We start from the raw sequence: 18084 nt of genomic DNA on the forward strand, positions 1-18084 counted from the left end.
CTGGTCATTTCGCTTTTAAAGTGATTCTTTATGGAAAAAGGGGGGAAATAAATTGGATCGTAGGCAGGAAATTTTAGAGGCAGCAACAAAGTCGTTTTCTTTATTCGGCTATAAAGGAACTACAATGGAGCAAGTTGCTAAAATTGCGAATGTCGGTAAAGGGACGATTTATACTTTTTTCTCTAATAAAGAAGAAATTTTAAAGGAAGTTGTGATGTCGCTTATTAAGGAAATGAAAGTGGCGATGGATGCAACGATTGATACGAATCAGTCCTTTACAGAAAACGGGCATAGCGTATTAATGAAAATGCTGGAATTTAGAGAGCGCCACGTACTTTTCGCCAAATTAATTGAGGAGGAAAAGGAGCTGCGCACGCCAGCGGTTAAACAGATGCTTCAGGATATTGAAAGTGAGGGAATCTCCTATATTGCAAGCCGCATTGAAACGGGGATTAGCAAAGGTGAGGTGCATGAATGTGATGCGCCACTTGTCGCGTATTTATTGTTTAAATCTTATTTAGCATTTGTTGTAGATTGGCAGCAAATACATGATGAGCCGATGGGTGAGGATCAAATTTTGGATATCTTTAAGCAAACGATTTTTAGAGGCTTACAAAAGCAATAATAAAATCAGTTTTCGATTAGGGAAACTTGATTTTTTATTGGTCTAAAATGACCAATTGACGTTTTTGGTCATTACGTAAAAGGAAAGGTGATGTCAGTGTTTAAATCAGAATGGTTGCAGATTTTTAAGACACGCAAAATGTTAGTATCGATTGTCGCGGTGTTATTTATACCAGTACTATATAGCGGCATGTTTTTATGGGCATTTTGGAATCCATATGCGCAATTAACGAATTTACCAGTTGCGATTGTCAATGAAGATAGCGGTGCAAATTTTGAAGGCGAAACGATGCATCTTGGTGAAGAGCTAACAGATAAGCTTGTCTCCAGTGAGCAATTTAAATTTGAGGAAATCTCAGCAGAGGATGCAGAAAAGCAATTGCAGGACCGCAATTATTATATGTTAATTCGCATTCCAGAAAACTTTTCACAGCATGCAACAACATTGCTTGATAAAGAACCTTCAAAATTAGTCATTGATTATATACCAAATGAAGGCTTTAACTTTTTAAGTGCCCAAATTGGTGAAACAGCAATGGAAAAAATTAAAATTGAAGTGAATTCACAAGTATCAAAAACATATGCTGAAAAATTATTTACTTCCATTACAAAGCTTGGAGATGGTTTTGCTGAGGCAGCAGATGGCGCATCAAAATTAGATGAAGGTGCACAAAAGCTAATGGATGGTGCTGGAGATTTACAAGGCTATTTAGAGCAATTAGCATCAAGCACAATCGAGCTAGCTGATGGTACGAGCGAATTAAAGCAAGGTGCACAAAAGGCAGCAACAGGTGCAACAAGCTTAGCTGATGGTGTTGCAAAGCTAGAGCAAGGCAGCTCACAATTATCGGCAGGCGCTGGTGAATTATCAGCGGGTGCAAAGCAATTAGCACAAGGTATTAACAATTATACAGATGGCGCAGCAAAAGTTGCTGAAGGTCAAAATACATTAGTAGAAAAGCAACAAGCATTTAATCAAGGCTTAAATTCTTTAACGCAAAATACAGAGAATTTACAGACGGGTGCAAGCCAATTAAGTGAAAGTGCAACAAAATTAAATGCAGGTATTGGCTCATTATCAGAGCAAATGCAGCAAATTTTAGCGACGCTTCCTGAAGAGCAGGCAGCCAGCTTACAGGCAACGTTAAAGCAATTAAATGAAGGTAGCACACAATTAGCTGGTGGCTTAAATAATTTAACGACAAGCACAGGCTCATTGCAGCAAGGTGCAGCACAGTTAAACGAAAGCAGCAGCCAATTGCTTGCAGCACAGCAACAAATTAGTGCGGGTGCTAATGATTTAGTCGCAAATAGCGATGCATTACGTGGCGGTATTCAAAATATTGCTGGCGGCAATGCGACAATGGCTGAAAAGTTAAATGAATTAACACAAGGTGCAGGTGCAGCTAAAAAAGGTGCTAATGAATTAGCAACGGGCTTAAATACGTTAGTAACAGGTTCAGGTAAATTAAATGATGGTACATCATTGCTTGCTGAAAAATCTGGTGAGCTTGCAGAGGGCTCTACAACGTTAGCAGACGGTACAAAAGAGCTTGCAGAAGGTACAGAAACATTAACATCAAAACTACAGGATGCAAGTGAAGAGGCTAAAATTGACTCAGGTGATGCCAACTATGAAATGGTGGCACAGCCAGTTGATGTAGATAAAACAGTTGTTAACCATGTACCAAACTATGGCACAGGTTTTGCACCATACTTTATTTCTTTAGGCTTATTCGTAGGGGCATTATTAATTTCGATTGTTTTCCCATTTGTTGAGCCAGCAGTACGCCCAACAAATCCTGTCGCTTGGTTCTTTAGTAAAGTATCAGTTTTAGCAGTCGTTGGTATTATCCAATCTGCGATTACAATTGCGATTGTTGTTGGCATTTTAGGACTTGAAGTAGATAGCCTACCGTGGTTTATTGTCACAACGGTATTAACAAGCTTTACGTTCTTAGCGATTGTTCAAATGCTTGTATCGATTATGGGTGACCCAGGACGCTTCGTAGCGATTCTTATTTTAATCATCCAATTAACAACGAGTGCGGGTACGTTCCCATTAGAATTAGTGCCAATGCCATTACGTGCATTCAACCCATTCTTCCCAATGACGTACTCAGTGCAAGCATTTAAAGTAGCAATCTCTACAGGTGATGGAGCATTCTTAGGCTTTAACTTTGCAGTATTAGCAGGCTTCACACTTGTATGCTTAGCAATTACGCTTGGCTACTTCGCATTAGTTTTCACACGTCGTTATTCAAAGCAACAACAAGCATAATAAAAATGAAATTGCCTGAAAGAGTAGCATGCTACTTTTCAGGCAATTTTTTAGTGGGCTAAACATATCCATGCAAAAAGACAGCAGGAGGGCAAGTGTTCATTTGCCTTCCTACTGCCTTTAAGTGTAAGCAGTTCATTTATAGAATCATCATAGGGATGCGATTCACGGGATTAATTTGTATTGCAGTTTTCGCAACAATGGCTGTAGCATTCACTTTGCTCTTCCATCGTTTTTCCACATTGTACACAAGTTTTCTCTGGCAAGTTTCTGAAAAATTCCACTACGTTTTCTAACATAAGCATTTTTCCCTCCTTTGAGCTAACTGTTATAATACTGATTTATTTATATGTATTGTATTATAACAGTATGCATTCGTCAACACAAAATGCCTAATTTCATGTAAAATAAATTTGAACATATGATGAAGGGAAGATACAGCATGTATTTTATTGATAATAAAGGCATTACAGACCCACGCATTAACTTAGCAATTGAGGAGTATATTCTACGCAATATGGATATTGAGCAGGATGATTTTTTGCTGTTCTATATCAACCAACCATCTATTATCATTGGCAAAAATCAAAATACAATCGAAGAAATTAATACAGATTATGTAGAGGATAATAACATTATCGTTGTGCGCCGTTTATCAGGTGGTGGCGCTGTTTATCATGATTTAGGCAATTTGAACTTTAGCTTCTTAACGAAGGATGACGGCAATAGCTTCCACAACTATAAAAAGTTCACGCAGCCTGTAGTTGATGCTTTGGCGAAATTAGGTGTCAATGCAGAGCTATCAGGACGTAATGATATTTTAGCGGAAGGGCGTAAAGTTTCAGGCAACGCTCAATATGCAACACGTGGTCGCATGTTTAGCCACGGTACGTTAATGTTTGATACAGATATTGACCAAGTTGTCTCAGCATTGAAGGTGAAAAAGGATAAAATCGAATCAAAAGGCATTAAATCAGTGCGTTCACGCGTTGCCAACATTTCAGAGTTTTTAACAGACAAAATTTCAGTAGAGCAATTCCGTATGGAAATTTTAAAATCAATTTTCAATGGCGAAGAAAACATTCGCTACTATGAGCTAACAGATGAGGATTGGACGAAAATTCATGAGCTATCAGCAGAGCGCTATCAAAAATGGGAATGGAATTACGGCAAATCGCCACGCTTCAATATTCAAAAAACGCATCGCTTCCCATCTGGCGGTATCGATATTCGCTTAGAGGTGAATCGCGGTATTATTGAGGAAATAAAAATTTATGGAGACTTCTTCGGTGTTGGTGATGTAGCGGAAGTGGAGCAGCTTTTAACAGGCTGTAAATATGAGCGTGCCGCAATCGCTGAGGCATTAAAGAAAATCGATATTGCGACATATTTTGGCGGTATTACAATCGAAGACTTTTTGCAGTTGATTTATTAATAAGCTGTAGTAAGGGGCTGTCTGGAAAGAAACTTCTTTCTGGACAGCCCTAACTTTTATTTTAAGAATTTAAGGCTGTTTTGTGATTTCATTTTTGACATAAAATCATGTAAGCTTAAGAAGGAGGCATTTAGCAACTACTTGGCTAGTTGGAGCGTCTACATAAATTGTGTGAGAATTGTGTGAGTGCCTGGCACCTGGAAAAAGGAGGGTTTTGACAATGGAGAAGCATCGAATTTTTATTGTGGAAGATGATAAGAAGATCGCTTCCTTGCTTGCGGATACGCTGCGTAAATATCAATATGAAGTAGCGGTGGTGCAGGATTTTGATGCGTTGATTGAAGAGTTTTTAGCATTTGCACCACATATGGTGCTGCTTGATATAAATTTACCCGCGTATGATGGCTATTATTGGTGCCGTCAGCTACGACAGCATACGACATGTCCGATTTTGTTTATTTCAGCACGTTCTGGAGAGATGGATCAGATTTTTGCGTTAGAAAATGGTGGGGATGATTTTATTACGAAGCCGTTCAATTATGAAATTGTGCTGGCGAAAATTCGTAGTCACCTACGCCGTACATACGGGGAGTATGCAGCAAGACAGGAGGAGCGCACAGTAAAGCAAGGGATACTGACGCTGTATTTAGAAAGCATGGAGCTGCATGTGAAGGATATTGTGATTCCTTTACAAAAAAAGGAATGCATTATTTTAGATTTACTGCTTGGACAAGCGCCAAAGGTTGTGTCGCGTGATGCGTTGCTAGAGCAATTATGGGATGACCAAGCATTTGTGGATGAAAATACGCTCAATGTCAATATGACGCGCGTTCGTAAAAAGCTAGCGGATTACAATGTGAAGTCGGCAATTGAGACGGTGCGTGGTGCAGGCTATCGCTTTGTTCTAAGTGCGGAGGAAATGTAATGGGATTGAAGCTTTTTTTACAAGAACATATTTCCTATATTATTTTTCAAGTGCTACTTGTGCTATTTGTGTTACTTCTATATTGGTTAGATGGCTTTCGTAATTTTGAAACAGCTGTTTATAGCATTGTTATTAGCACAATTTTAATTATATCCTTTTTAGCTGTACGCTATATGCTGCGCCGTCGTTACTTAAGTAAAATTATGCAGCTGCCTGTGACGATGGAGGATGCGCTACAAAAAAATGCAAAAACAATGGAATATATGCAAACGGAAAAATATATGCACCAGCTATATTATGTGTACCAAAATGAAGTGCAAGCATTATATGCGAAGCAAAAACGTCAATACAAATTTATGAATCAATGGATTCACCAAATGAAAACACCAATTGCTGTTTTAGAGCTACTTTTGCAGGAGGAAGCACCACTTGATAAAAAAAGTGTACAGGAGGAAGTGGAGCGGCTAAAACGAGGGCTGGATATGGTATTAATGAGTGCGCGCCTGGATAGCTTTGAGGACGATATGCAGGTGGAGCAAGTACCATTGAAGGCGATTGTCACAACGGTTATTAATGAGCATAAACGTCTATTTATTACGAATCGAGTTTTTCCAGAAGTGCATATTGATGAGGAGTTTACGATTGCGAGCGATTCAAAATCGCTACAATTTGCATTAAGTCAGTTTATTACGAATGCGGTGAAATACACATTTGAGCCGAATAAAAAAATTGTGATTTGTGCACGACAAAAGGAAGGAAGCATCACTTTATCAATTAAAGATGAAGGGATTGGCATACCAAGATCAGATTTATCACGTGTTACAAAGGCTTTCTTTACAGGAGAAAATGGACGCAAAACAGGGGAATCAACGGGCATGGGGCTATATTTAGCAAATGAAATATGCGATAAGCTAGGGCATCAGCTTGTCATTACATCAGAGGTCGGCGTTGGGACAACGGTATATATTACATTTTCAAGCGAGCGAAATGGGGGATAATTGTGGCGATTTTACAAATCAATGAAGTAACAAAGGTATATGAAGGAAAAGTAACACATCGCGCGCTCAATCAGCTAAGCTTTGAAGTGGAAAAAGGTGAGTTTTTAGCGATTATGGGACCATCTGGAAGCGGTAAAACAACATTACTGAATATGATTTCAACAATCGATCATCCAACGTCAGGTGAAATTATTTTAGAGAAAATTAAGCCACAAAGCTTAAATAAAACGGAGCTCGCATATTTTCGTCGTCGCCAGCTCGGCTTCGTGTTTCAAGACTTCAATTTATTGCCAATGCTAACGGTCGAGGAAAATATCGTTCTGCCGTTAACGCTTGATAACCAGCCATTGCAAGTGATGGAAAAGCGTCTTGCTGATTTAGCAGAGAAATTAGGCATTGAAGCTATTTTAGAAAAGCGTCCAAATGAAATTTCTGGGGGACAAGCACAGCGTACAGCGATTGCACGAGCATTAATTCACCAACCTTCTATTATATTGGCGGATGAGCCAACGGGAAATCTTGATTCACATGCATCAAGAGAGGTGTTGGAGCTGTTAAGCAAAATTAATAGGGAGCGACAGGCGACGATTGTTATGGTAACACATGATCCAATTGCAGCGAGCTACTGTGACCGTGTGTTATTTATTAAAGACGGTGAGTTCTTTAATGAAATTTATAGTGATGACCGCCGCCAAACGTTTTTTCAGCGTATTTTAAATGTTTTAAGTTTATTAGGAGGGCAAGTGGGTGACCTTTCAACAATTCGCTTACCGTAATGTGTTTCGCAATTTCCGCATATATGCAGCCTTTTTTATGGCAAGCTTTTTCTCAGTTTTTGTTTTCTTTATTTATTCGATGCTGATGTTTCATCCAGCAAGTGAACAAGGCTTTTTAGGAAATGTATCCTTGCTCGGCATGCTTGTTGCTGAAATTATTTTAATGCTGTTTTCATGGTTTTTTATTTTTTATTCAATGAAGGCCTTTTTAGAGGCACGCTCTAAAGAGTTTGCGATTTTGCTACATCTCGGTATGGAAAAAAGGCAATTAAGCAAGCTGGTCTTTTTAGAAACGATGTTAATCGGGGTTATTTCTAGTTTTTTTGGCATTGTATTTGGCTACGCCTTTTCAAAATTTTTCTTTATGATTGTACGCGAAATTTTATATTTAGATGAGCTACCTCTTTATTTTTCATGGGAGCCATTTGTTTTAACATTAACCGTCTTTATGAGCGCCTTTGTCGTGATTTCTTTTATTAGTGTATTAATGACAAGGGAAACAAAGCTAATCGACTTACTAAAGGGGCACCAATCGGTTGATGTGTCCAATGCGTATTCGAAAATTCGCGCATGGCTAGGTATTTTTTTAGTGGGGTTTGGCTATCTTTTAGCAATTATCACGACATTTGTGACACTTCCAATTATGCTGCTAGTCATTCCACTTATCGTGACAATCGGTACGTATTTTATATTTACGGATACAATATTAGCCTTTATTGAACGAATCAAAAAGCGCAAAAAGGTGTATTGGCGCAAGACACGTATGTTATCGCTTGCTGAGCAAGGGCATATTATGTACAGCAATCGCAAAATGTTTGTTGTTGTAACGCTTGTTTCGACGTTAGCTTTTTTATGCGTAGGTGTATTATCCGCATTGTCGTCCTACACAGCCCAATACGATAAGCTCAATCCGCTCGGCATCATTTATAAAGGCACTGTCAATAATCCTTATGAGGTAGCACATATTTCCTCGTTACGATATGAATTAGAGGAGGCAGGATTATCCTACAATTTGGCGCGTTTTGTTGTAAAAAAGCAAACGTCTACACATACGTCCAATTCAGTCGAAGTGTTTCGCGCATCAGATATTAATCAACTGCTATTTTCCTATGGTTATCCAATGGTGCGAATTGGGCAAGGGGAAGCGATGTTCATTGCTTACTCAGAGGACTCAATTAAAGAGCTCGAAAATAAAATTGTGCGTACAACGTTAAAAGAAAATAATATTGAGCTTGTTATTAATAGCGTATATCCAAAGCTTATTTTCCCTGACGCTATTATTAGCCGCAATGCGATTATTGTTAGTGATACGGATTTTGAAAAAATTACGAACCCATTTGAGCATGCAAATATTGTGGAGCCAAGCTATCATTTATACGCATTTGATATTGCGAACTGGGCTGATGCAGCAAATATTGGCGCAGAGCTATATTATACAGTTGCTGAGGAATATTTAAAGGATCGTTATACGCTGCCATTTTACTTTGAAAATGCAGGCTTAAATTATTCTTATATATTAGCTGCTTACTCTTTATTTACTTTAGTAGGCTTGTTAGTTGTCGCTGTATTTTTACTAGCTGCAGGGAGCTTTATTTACTTTAAGCTATATACAAGCTTAGAGCGTGAGAAGAAGCAATTTGATGTATTAAAGCGTATGGGACTAACCGATAACGAGCAAAAGCGCTTAATTACACGCTATTTATTCCCACAGTTTTTCCTACCGTGGGGGCTTGCTTTGGTGCATAGTATGTTTGCCTTTTTAGTGCTGCAATCTATTTTAAAAAATGTCATGCACGTGTCTCTTGGAAAGGAAATTATTTTTGCTTTCTCCTTTATTATTATGATTCAAGTTATTTATTTTTATTTGATTAGATGGCGTTATATTGCGCATGTGCGCTCATAAAATTCAGCATAAAATGACATAAGCGACAAGATTTTTGCATAATGATATGAAAGCTATTGTAATCTTGTAATGTTTATTTTAAAATAACATTAAATGAATGATAATTCATTTTTTGTTCGGCGTCTAAAAGGCGCCATTGATAAAAGGGGGATGGGTGTATTGAATCTAGTAGAAAAGGTAAGACAGCAAGCTCTCGAACAACCAGAAAAAACGGCCTATCATTTTATGGGGAAAAATACAAGCTACAGTGAATTTGAGCAAACGGTTGATCGTTTTGCAAAAGCTTTGCAGGATATGGGCGTAGAAAAAGGCGACCATGTAGCATTATTATTGGGGAACACACCTCATTTTTTAATTTCACTGTATAGTGCGATGCGTATTGGTGCAACAGTCATTCCAGTGAATCCGATTTACACACCTGATGAAATTTCATATATTGTTCAAAATGGTGATGTAAAAGTGGTGATTGCACTTGATATGCTACTTCCGCTTGTAGAAAAAGGGGTACAAGCATTTACGAAAGTAGAGAAATACATTATTTGTGAAACGGCGGCAGACACAGGGGAGAAAGTTGCTGCATTAAGCGATAATGCAAGGGCGAAAACCGTTCTTTTCACAGCTTTATTAAAAACGACAGAAGGCACAGCAAAGTCTGCTACATTAGTAGAAGATGATAATGCCGTTATTTTATATACATCTGGCACAACAGGCTATCCAAAAGGCGCTATTTTAACACATGGCAATTTATATTCAAATGCACGTGATGTTGGCGCATATTTGAAAATAACGGAGACGGATCGTGTTATTGCGACATTGCCAGTATTCCATGTTTTCGCATTAACGGTGGTTGTCAATGCACCATTAGTCCAAGGTGCGACTATTTTATTAGCACCGCGCTTTAGCCCAGGCGAAATTTTTGAGCTGGCAAAAGCGCAGGAGGCAACAGTTTTCGCAGGTGTACCGACAATGTATAATTTCCTTTATCAATATGCAGAAGGGGATGCCGCAGCATTTAAAACGTTGCGCTTAGCTATTTCAGGTGGGGCATCTCTACCTGTTGCTTTGCTGCATAACTTTGAGGACAAGTTTAATGTCCGCATTTCAGAAGGCTATGGGCTATCAGAGGCGTCACCAGTAACATGCTTTAATCCATTAGATAAGGAGCGCAAGCCAGGCTCTATCGGTCAATCAATTATCAATGTAGAAAATAAAATTGTTGATCCAGATGGTAATGAAGTACCTGTTGGCGAAGTGGGAGAATTGATTGTACGTGGACCGAATGTGATGAAGGGCTACTACAATATGCCGGAGGAAACAGCTGTGACAATTCAAGCTGGCTGGCTATATACAGGAGATTTAGCGCGCAAGGATGAGGAGGATTATTTCTATATCGTTGACCGCAAAAAAGATATGATTATCGTTGGAGGCTACAATGTGTACCCACGTGAAGTAGAGGAAGTGCTTTACTCACATCCAAATATTGTAGAGGCAGCAGTAATCGGCTTACCAGATCCTGATTTTGGTGAAGCGGTATGCGCTTACGTTGTAGTAAAGGATGACAGCGTAACTGTTGAGGAGCTAAAGCAATATTGCACGGAGCATATTGCTAAATATAAGGTGCCAAAAGTCATTGAAATTATCGATGAGCTACCAAAAAATACAACAGGTAAAATTTTGCGCCGCTCGTTAAAGGAGCAAGCAGCAAAATAGTAGATGGGAGAGTGTCTTAAAGGGCACTCTCCTTTTTGTATCATAGAAATCGTTTGATCAGATAAGAAGGCGATTGCTTCTCAATTATTTGGATAATTGTGTACAATATAATGAAGGAGGTATGTGATATGAATGAGGATAACGATAAAAAGAAAAAGTTTTCATTGTTTAATCAAATTTCGAAGTCGTTAGGGTTTGAACAAGAAGAGCAAAAGCAAGAAGAAGCTGAGGAACAAATGCAAGTCGAAAATATGGAACAACAAGTGACTGCAACGACAGAGACGATCCCATCAGAGCAAAAATCAAATGTCATTAATTTTATAGAGGAAAAGGAAAGAAATAAAGTTCAGGAAGGGCTAAAATGGCTGAAGGCTGCTGCGGATGCAGGGGATACAGGCGCAATGAATGAGTTAGCCTATTGCTATTTAACAGGAAAAGGTGTGACACAAAATACAGGGGAGGGTGAGCATTGGCTACGTACATCAGCAAGTTATGGTGATTTATGGGCAATGGTTGATATTGCGATTCGCTTGCTTGATGGAGAAGTGCTCGCTAAAGATTCTGTAGAAGGTGAAAAGTGGCTAAGATTAGCAGTTGACCGAGGAGATCGTGTTGCGACAAGAATTTTAGGCTATCGTTTAATTACAGGTGATAGCTTGGAGCGCAATATAGACGAAGGGATAAAGTGGATACGAAAAGCAGCAGAGGAATTACATGAGCTTGTAGCAATGCGCTTGTTAGGTATTTATCTCATTAGAGGCGAGCATGTCGAACAAAATATTAATGAAGGTGAATATTGGCTAAAGCGGGCAGCAGAGGCGGGCGAGAAGGTTGCGATGCGTGAATGGGGCAAATATTTAGTTAGAGGACTATAACTAGAATTATTCGAATATTGACACATATTTGTATCGTGGTAAACTTAATATTACGAAGTTCGAAATAACAATAAGAAAGCAGGGAATAGGGAATGACAGCATTTTTAACAAAAGAGCATTTATACACATTGCAATCTGTAACAGCACCAGTACTAGCACCAAATGGGCAGGAAGCTGTATTTGTACGCACGCTAATTAATCAAGAGGACAATAAATATTATGCACATCTTTTCCACGTTGAGCTAGCGAGTGAGGAAGTAACGCAATGGACATTTGGCAAGGAGCGTGTAAGTGGTGCTAAATGGTCACCTGATGGTAAACAAGTTGCTTTTTTATCAAATCGCGACGAGAAAAATCAGCTTTATATTTTAAAGCGCAATGGTGGAGAAGCGAAAAAAGTAGCAGATTTCCCATACGGCGTTAGCTCATTTGTATGGAGCCCATGCGGTCAAAAGCTTTGGGTGACAGCTAGTCTGAAAGATGGAACAGCATTCACAGATGCGGTGGAAAAGGAAGACAAAAAATTACCTGAAGCGTATGTTGTGGACAGAATGAAGCATAAAATGGATGGCGTTGGTGGCAATGGTTTACGCAAACAAGGCATGAGCACACATGTGGCAGAAGTAACACTTGATGGCACAATTACGCAATTTACAGAGGGCAATCATGATTACGCATTAAACGCTGTTTCACATGATGGCAAAAAGCTAATAATTGCTGTCAATCGCTCAGAAAATCAAGACTTTGAATTCCGTCAACCGCTTTATATTGTTGATGTGGCTACGAAGGCAGAAACGGTTTTAGTTGAGCAGGATGGCTATTATGGCGGTGCGGCATATTCATTTGATGACCGTTATATTGCTTATGTAGGTAGTGATGCAACATTTAAAAATGCGACACATACAAATGTTTATGTCTATGATACTGAAACAGGGCAAACGAGCAATTTAACAGAAAGCCTTGATGCACCTGTTGGTGATTATGCAGTAGCCGATTTCCAACAAGGTGCAGCAGCCCCAGCTGTCGTTTGGACTGAAACAAATGCACTTTATTTCCAAGTATCAACGATGGGCGATATTCGTTTATATTATGCAACATTGGAAGGTGAGCTGTACCCTGCAACACCAGAAAGCGAGCATGTCTATGGCTATGCTGTAGCGAAAAGCGGCAATGAAGTGATTGTGGCCGTTTCAAATCCAACATTCCCTGGCGAGCTATTTACACACAATATTGCAACAGGTGAGCGCAAACAGCTAACGCATTTCAATGATGCTTATTTAGCAGAAACGACATTATCGGCAGCAGAGCCAATCGTCTTCAAAGGAGCGAAGGATTGGGATGTACATGGCTGGATTATGAAGCCTGCCAACTACGTGGAAGGTGAAAAATATCCGTTGATTGTGGAGGTTCATGGTGGACCGCATACATTGTATGCTAATACCTTCTTCCATGAAATGCAGCTTCTAGCAGCGCAAGGCTATGGTGTATTGTATATTAATCCGCGTGGCAGTCATGGTTATAGCCAAGCATTTGTAGATGCGGTGCGCAACGACTATGGTGGTGGCGATTTCGAAGATATTATGTTAGCAACAGATTATGCGCTAGCAAATTATGACTGGATTGATACGCAGCGTCTTGGCTTAACAGGTGGTAGCTACGGCGGCTTTATGACAAACTGGGCTGTGGGACATACAAATCGCTTTAAGGCAGCGGTAACACAGCGCTCGATTTCGAACTGGATTAGCTTCTTTGGCGTATCGGATATCGGCTACTACTTCACAGATTGGCAAATTGGTGGCGATATGTCAGATATCGAAAAGCTATGGCACCATTCGCCATTAAAATATGCAAAAAATGTAGAAACACCATTGCTTATTTTGCACAGCGAAAAAGACTTCCGCTGTCCAATTGAGCAAGCAGAGCAGTTTTATATTACGTTAAAAACAATGGGCAAAGAAGTTGGCTTTGTTCGCTTCCCAGATTGCGACCACAATTTATCACGCACGGGGACGCCAAACTTACGTATCCAGCGTTTAGAGCAAATTGTTGGTTGGTTTGAGAAATATATTTAATCAGAATTATCTATTATAAAAATATGAAAAACAGATTCAGAAAAGCTCTATTTTTTGAATCTGTTTTTTTATGTTATCGTTGAAGGGTTATTATCTATATTAAAATTGTAAATATTCAATTTAGAAGGCGGTGTACTTTGATGAAAAAAAGCTTAGTAATGATTATTGGAATTGTATGTATTTCTATAGTTGGATGGTTCATCTTTGGAAATAAAAAAGAAATAACTAATGGGATGGAAGAGCGCTTATTTGGTCGAAATTTAATTGTAGATGCCAAAACAGATGTAATGCCAGATTTAGCATCTATAGAAAACAAAGCTGAAATGATTGTTATTGGGAAGAAGGTTGTTCAAGAAAATCCTACTGTTATTTATAATCAAGAGGACCGTATTGATGTTGCATATACTTTGTCTAATTTTTTAGTCCAAAAAGTTATAAGTGGTGATGAGGTGCAAAGTGGTATGGAAATAACAATTTTAGAAAACGAGGCATACAATAAACGCGAAGATATTACATATCATATCGCAGGCTATGAGTTAATGAAGGAAGATAATGAATACTTATTATTCTTAAGAAAATCAACAACAGATCCATACTATATAATTATAGGAAATAATTATGGAAAAGTGCCTTTGCAAAATGAAACGAGTGCCTTGCGAGAGGCTGTACAAAAGGCAAATACAAGCTATGCTACAGAAAAATTATCCGAATGGGCACGCGAGGATAAAGTTAAACAGCAGGCACTTGAAAAATACGCTTCCTATTTGGATTGAAGCTAAATAGCTTTTTTGTAATTAGCTCTTTACTTAAACATTAAGGGATTTATAAAAAATAAAATGATGAATGCACAATTATTTTAAAAAGAAGCGTCCATTTATTCGCAACATTTTGTATTAATTTTCGTTCTAAATTAATATTATAAAAAGCATAGTAAATCATATTATGCTAAAATGAGAGAGTAAAAATTGATTAGAAAGTGAGTATATGGATGGCGATTATTCAAGGCTTGATTGATTTTATTTTACACATTGACCAGCATTTACAGGAAATTATTCAGCAATTTGGAGGCTGGTCATACGCAATTTTGTTTGCGATTGTATTTGTAGAAACAGGCGTCGTCATTATGCCGTTTTTACCAGGAGATTCCTTACTATTTGCAGCAGGTACATTTGCAGCGTTAGGCTCCTTTAATTTACCATTGTTAATGGCGGTCTTTATTACAGCTGCAATTATTGGAGATACGGTAAATTACCATATCGGACGAGCTGTTGGCTTATCAATCCCACCTGATAGCTTTTTAGGTAGGGTTATTAATAAAGAGCGCATGGATGCGGCACAGCGATTTTTCAATAAGCATGGCGGAAAGACAATCGTCATTGCGCGCTTTATGCCATTTATTCGGACGTTTATTCCGTTTGTGGCAGGAGCTAGCCGTATGAACTATAAATACTTTATTATGTATAATGTTATTGGAGCATTTGCTTGGGTATTGATTTGTACGATGCTTGGCTACTTCTTTGGCAATATCCCTATTATTAAAGAAAACTTCTCCACAGTATTGTTATTAATTATTTTTATTTCTGTTATACCAGCGGTTATTAGTGCGTTAAATGGGAGACGAAAAAATAAATAAGCGAGGTTATGGAAAATGACAAAAATGAATGTAGAAAGCTTTAATTTAGACCATACGAAAGTAGCTGCACCATATGTACGTTTAGCTGGATTAAAGGAAGGGCAGCACGGAGATGTTGTACATAAGTATGATATTCGCTTTAAGCAACCAAATAAAGAGTATATGAAAATGGATGCCCTTCATTCGATTGAGCATTTAATGGCTGAAAATATCCGTAACCATTCAGACCATGTTGTTGACCTTAGTCCAATGGGCTGTCAAACAGGCTTCTATTTATCTGTTATTAACCATGATAATTATGATGAAATTTTAACTATTTTAGAAAAAACGTTGCAGGATGTTGTCAATGCAACAGAGGTGCCAGCATGTAACGAAGTGCAATGTGGCTGGGCTGCGAATCACAGCTTAGAGGGAGCACAGCAATTAGCGCGTGAAATGCTTGCAAAGCGTGCGGAGTGGGCAACGATTTTTGCCGAATAAAAAGCGAGGAAGTGCAAAATGCACTTCCTCATTTTTATTTCCCTTTAAATTGCGGTGTCCGTTTTTCAACGAAGGCATTTAATGCTTCTATGCGGTCTTCAGTCGGTAAAGTGATTTCATATGCTTTACGCTCAATCTGTAAGCCTGTTTGCAAATCAACCTTCATTCCTTGTTTGATAGCAAATTTTGCTTGCTGTAAAGCGATTGGCGCATTTTGCAAAATTGTATTGGCAAAGCTCTCTGTAGCTTGCATTAAATGCTCTTGTTCAACTAGCTGTGTAAATAACCCACAAGCTAACGCTTCCTCCCCTGCAACTTTTTTCGCTGTTAAAATAAATTCCAATGCTTTTGCTTCACCAATTAAGCGAGGCAAGCGCTGTGTGCCGCCAGCACCAGGAATAATGCCGAGCTTCGTTTCTGTTAAGCCAACAACTGCATTTTTGGCAGCAATGCGAAAATCACAGGCAAGAGCAAGCTCAAGGCCACCGCCAAAAGCGTAGCCATTCAGCGCACAAATGGTTGGCTGTGGCAATGCTTCGATAGCATTGAATACTTCAGCAAATTTATTTAAATTTCGTTTCACTAAAGGCTCTGGTAATGTTTGGCGCTCCTTTAAATCAGCGCCGACAGAAAAGGCTTTATCGCCTGCACCTGTAATGATAACAAGTCGAATATCAGGGTGTATACGAATGGATTCTACAATTGCTTGCAGCTCACATAGCATTTCAAAATTAAAGGCATTTAAAACATCAGGTCGATTTAGTTTTACATAGGCGATAGATTGCTGTTGCTCATATTCAATGATGTTCATAAATAACTTACTCCCCCTTAAACGTATATAGTATTATATTACATGTCTCGAAATATATAGGCAATTATAATTGAACAATGCATTAAAGATAAGTATGCTATAATTAAGTGATTTTAAAGCATAAAGCATGAAAACAACTAAAGATTTTGCTGAAATATAGCAGTGAATTTGCTATTATTTGTACGTTGGCAAAATTAATAAATAATATGTTAAAAGAATGCTATTTTAGCTTTCTTTATAAAATAAACGTAATAACAAGAATGAAAAAATTATGAAGATACATAAAGTGAGGAGTTAGTGTGGAAGTTTTTATTGGTAGACAGCCGATTTTTGATGAAAAAGAACAAATTGTCTCTTATGAATTGTTATATCGAAGTAAAAATATGAATGCTTTTCCTTTAGAGGGCGTAGGAGCAGATGCTGCAACAATTGATGTTATTATCAACTCATTTTTAGCAATTGGTATAGATAAAGCAACAGGTGGTGCACCAGCCTTTATTAATTTTACTGAAAAGCTATTGTTTAGCCCATTAGTCGATTATGTGAACCCACAAGAAGTAGTTATCGAAATTTTAGAAGATGTCAGCATAACACATGGTCTTATAGAACGTGTAAAGGAGTTAAAGAAAAAAGGCTTTAAACTAGCGCTTGATGACTTTGTATTGAATGATGAAGTAACGGTGTATGATGAATTGTTTCATTATATAGACTATATTAAAGTCGATTTTTTAATTACTCCTTTATTAAAACGTATGGAAATTGAAAATAAAGTAAAATCGAAATTTCCACATATTCAACTCTTGGCAGAAAAAGTAGAGACACGAGAGCAATATGAAGTTGCGATACATTCGGGCTATGTATTGTTTCAAGGGTATTTTTTTGAGAAGCCACAAATTATGAGAGCGATTGATATACCTGCGAATATTATTAATTACTTCCAAATTATTTCGATTTTAAAGGATGAGGAGCCCGATATAAATATATTAGCAAAAAATATTGAACGGGAAATATCGATTTCTTATAAGCTTTTACAGCTCATTAATAGCTCAAAAAATCGCAAAAAATCTAAAATACGTTCAATTAAGCAAGCGATTGTTTTGCTAGGGCTAACGGAGCTACGTAAGCTTGTGTATTTACTTGCAATGCGCGAATTAAATACTCATGAGCAAACAGATACGTTTAATGAGCTAGTTGTAGCGTCATTGTTTAGAGCGAAAGCATGTGAAAAAGTAGCGAAGCTAAATTATAAAAAGAATTTTTCTGAGTATTTTTTAATTGGTCTATTATCGTTAATTGATGCCTTATTAAAGCGACCGATGCATTTAATTTTAAGAAAGATGCCGCTATCAGAGGAAATCGTGCAAACGATTAACGGTGTAGAAACAGAAATGACACCCTATTTACAATTTAGTGAAGCATTGTACAAATTAGATTGGGACAAGCTGACAGAATTATCACAGCAACTAGGCTTGAACCAAGAAAAGGTATTCCAAATTTATGATGAAACAGAGCAATGGGCAAGAGAGGTTATTAGCTAGTAGCTCATGCTATAAATAAAAAT

Annotated in this window: 16 protein-coding genes; 14 read left to right on the forward strand and 2 right to left on the reverse strand. The window is 38.1% G+C overall.

The genetic code is table 11. The annotated features are described in order from the left end of the window. Nucleotides 1–52 precede the first annotated feature (52 nt). On the forward strand, nucleotides 53–625 hold the full coding sequence (locus R6U77_RS09695; protein ID WP_293926450.1) for a TetR/AcrR family transcriptional regulator: 573 nt from the start codon (nucleotides 53–55) through the stop codon (nucleotides 623–625). Nucleotides 626–715: 90 nt separating this feature from the next. Beyond that, on the forward strand, nucleotides 716–2905 hold the full coding sequence (locus R6U77_RS09700; protein WP_319838312.1) for a YhgE/Pip domain-containing protein: 2190 nt from the start codon (nucleotides 716–718) through the stop codon (nucleotides 2903–2905). A gap of 173 nt (nucleotides 2906–3078) precedes the next feature. On the opposite strand, the gene yhfH is transcribed toward R6U77_RS09700, so the two are convergent. Beyond that, entirely contained in the window at nucleotides 3079–3204 is a 126-nt protein-coding gene (yhfH, locus tag R6U77_RS09705; protein ID WP_319838313.1) for a protein YhfH, read from the reverse strand. A 143-nt stretch (nucleotides 3205–3347) separates the two neighbouring features. Here yhfH and R6U77_RS09710 point away from each other — a divergent pair, with 143 nt between their 5' ends. The 11 genes from R6U77_RS09710 (at nucleotide 3348) to R6U77_RS09760 (ending at nucleotide 15712) form a co-directional block, all read left to right on the forward strand. Then, nucleotides 3348–4340, forward strand: a complete 993-nt coding sequence (locus R6U77_RS09710; RefSeq protein WP_319838314.1) for a lipoate--protein ligase — start codon at nucleotides 3348–3350, stop codon at nucleotides 4338–4340. A 220-nt stretch (nucleotides 4341–4560) separates the two neighbouring features. Further along, nucleotides 4561–5265: a response regulator transcription factor gene (locus R6U77_RS09715; protein WP_293926441.1), complete on the forward strand. Its 705-nt coding sequence runs from the start codon at nucleotides 4561–4563 to the stop codon at nucleotides 5263–5265. Next, entirely contained in the window at nucleotides 5265–6263 is a 999-nt protein-coding gene (locus R6U77_RS09720; RefSeq protein ID WP_319838315.1) for a sensor histidine kinase, read from the forward strand. Before R6U77_RS09715 ends, R6U77_RS09720 begins: the two co-directional genes overlap by 1 nt. A gap of 2 nt (nucleotides 6264–6265) precedes the next feature. Then, a complete protein-coding gene (locus R6U77_RS09725; RefSeq protein ID WP_319838316.1) occupies nucleotides 6266–7039 on the forward strand; it encodes an ABC transporter ATP-binding protein in 774 nt (257 codons plus the stop codon). After that, the gene (locus tag R6U77_RS09730) at nucleotides 7011–8942 is read left to right on the forward strand and encodes an ABC transporter permease (RefSeq protein ID WP_319838317.1); all 1932 of its coding nucleotides are present in this window, start codon (nucleotides 7011–7013) and stop codon (nucleotides 8940–8942) included. Before R6U77_RS09725 ends, R6U77_RS09730 begins: the two co-directional genes overlap by 29 nt. A 159-nt stretch (nucleotides 8943–9101) precedes the next feature. Beyond that, the gene (locus R6U77_RS09735; protein ID WP_319838318.1) at nucleotides 9102–10652 is read left to right on the forward strand and encodes a fatty acid--CoA ligase family protein; all 1551 of its coding nucleotides are present in this window, start codon (nucleotides 9102–9104) and stop codon (nucleotides 10650–10652) included. A gap of 128 nt (nucleotides 10653–10780) precedes the next feature. Further along, nucleotides 10781–11527 (forward strand): tetratricopeptide repeat protein, encoded by a 747-nt coding sequence (locus R6U77_RS09740; protein WP_319838319.1) that lies wholly within the window; start codon nucleotides 10781–10783, stop codon nucleotides 11525–11527. A 92-nt stretch (nucleotides 11528–11619) separates the two neighbouring features. After that, nucleotides 11620–13599 (forward strand): S9 family peptidase, encoded by a 1980-nt coding sequence (locus R6U77_RS09745; protein ID WP_319838320.1) that lies wholly within the window; start codon nucleotides 11620–11622, stop codon nucleotides 13597–13599. Between the two features lie 140 nt (nucleotides 13600–13739). After that, nucleotides 13740–14372, forward strand: coding sequence for a hypothetical protein (locus tag R6U77_RS09750; protein WP_319838321.1), 633 nt, complete (start codon nucleotides 13740–13742; stop codon nucleotides 14370–14372). 215 nt (nucleotides 14373–14587) lie between these two features. Continuing rightward, the gene (locus R6U77_RS09755) at nucleotides 14588–15232 is read left to right on the forward strand and encodes a DedA family protein (RefSeq protein WP_293926422.1); all 645 of its coding nucleotides are present in this window, start codon (nucleotides 14588–14590) and stop codon (nucleotides 15230–15232) included. 15 nt (nucleotides 15233–15247) lie between these two features. After that, nucleotides 15248–15712 carry an S-ribosylhomocysteine lyase gene (locus tag R6U77_RS09760; RefSeq protein ID WP_319838322.1) on the forward strand — a complete coding sequence of 155 codons (465 nt, stop codon included), beginning with the start codon at nucleotides 15248–15250 and terminating at the stop codon, nucleotides 15710–15712. Between the two features lie 34 nt (nucleotides 15713–15746). On the opposite strand, the gene R6U77_RS09765 is transcribed toward R6U77_RS09760, so the two are convergent. After that, nucleotides 15747–16523: an enoyl-CoA hydratase-related protein gene (locus R6U77_RS09765; RefSeq protein ID WP_319838323.1), complete on the reverse strand. Its 777-nt coding sequence runs from the start codon at nucleotides 16521–16523 to the stop codon at nucleotides 15747–15749. A 299-nt stretch (nucleotides 16524–16822) separates the two neighbouring features. On the opposite strand from R6U77_RS09765, the gene R6U77_RS09770 reads away from it, so the two are divergent. Further along, nucleotides 16823–18061, forward strand: coding sequence for an EAL and HDOD domain-containing protein (locus tag R6U77_RS09770; protein WP_319838324.1), 1239 nt, complete (start codon nucleotides 16823–16825; stop codon nucleotides 18059–18061). Nucleotides 18062–18084 lie beyond the last annotated feature (23 nt).

Source organism: Lysinibacillus louembei, assembly GCF_033880585.1.
GTDB lineage: Bacteria > Bacillota > Bacilli > Bacillales_A > Planococcaceae > Metasolibacillus > Metasolibacillus louembei.

Bases quoted from the DNA above. Each gene is read 5' to 3' on its own strand.
- R6U77_RS09700 (WP_319838312.1), top strand. From the start codon at position 716: ATGTCAGTGTTTAAATCAGAATGGTTGCAGATTTTTAAGACACGCAAA.
- yhfH (WP_319838313.1), bottom strand. From the start codon at position 3,204: ATGTTAGAAAACGTAGTGGAATTTTTCAGAAACTTGCCAGAGAAAACT.
- R6U77_RS09710 (WP_319838314.1), top strand. From the start codon at position 3,348: ATGTATTTTATTGATAATAAAGGCATTACAGACCCACGCATTAACTTA.
- R6U77_RS09715 (WP_293926441.1), top strand. From the start codon at position 4,561: ATGGAGAAGCATCGAATTTTTATTGTGGAAGATGATAAGAAGATCGCT.
- R6U77_RS09720 (WP_319838315.1), top strand. From the start codon at position 5,265: ATGGGATTGAAGCTTTTTTTACAAGAACATATTTCCTATATTATTTTT.
- R6U77_RS09740 (WP_319838319.1), top strand. From the start codon at position 10,781: ATGAATGAGGATAACGATAAAAAGAAAAAGTTTTCATTGTTTAATCAA.
- R6U77_RS09745 (WP_319838320.1), top strand. From the start codon at position 11,620: ATGACAGCATTTTTAACAAAAGAGCATTTATACACATTGCAATCTGTA.
- R6U77_RS09750 (WP_319838321.1), top strand. From the start codon at position 13,740: ATGAAAAAAAGCTTAGTAATGATTATTGGAATTGTATGTATTTCTATA.
- R6U77_RS09755 (WP_293926422.1), top strand. From the start codon at position 14,588: ATGGCGATTATTCAAGGCTTGATTGATTTTATTTTACACATTGACCAG.
- R6U77_RS09760 (WP_319838322.1), top strand. From the start codon at position 15,248: ATGACAAAAATGAATGTAGAAAGCTTTAATTTAGACCATACGAAAGTA.
- R6U77_RS09765 (WP_319838323.1), bottom strand. From the start codon at position 16,523: ATGAACATCATTGAATATGAGCAACAGCAATCTATCGCCTATGTAAAA.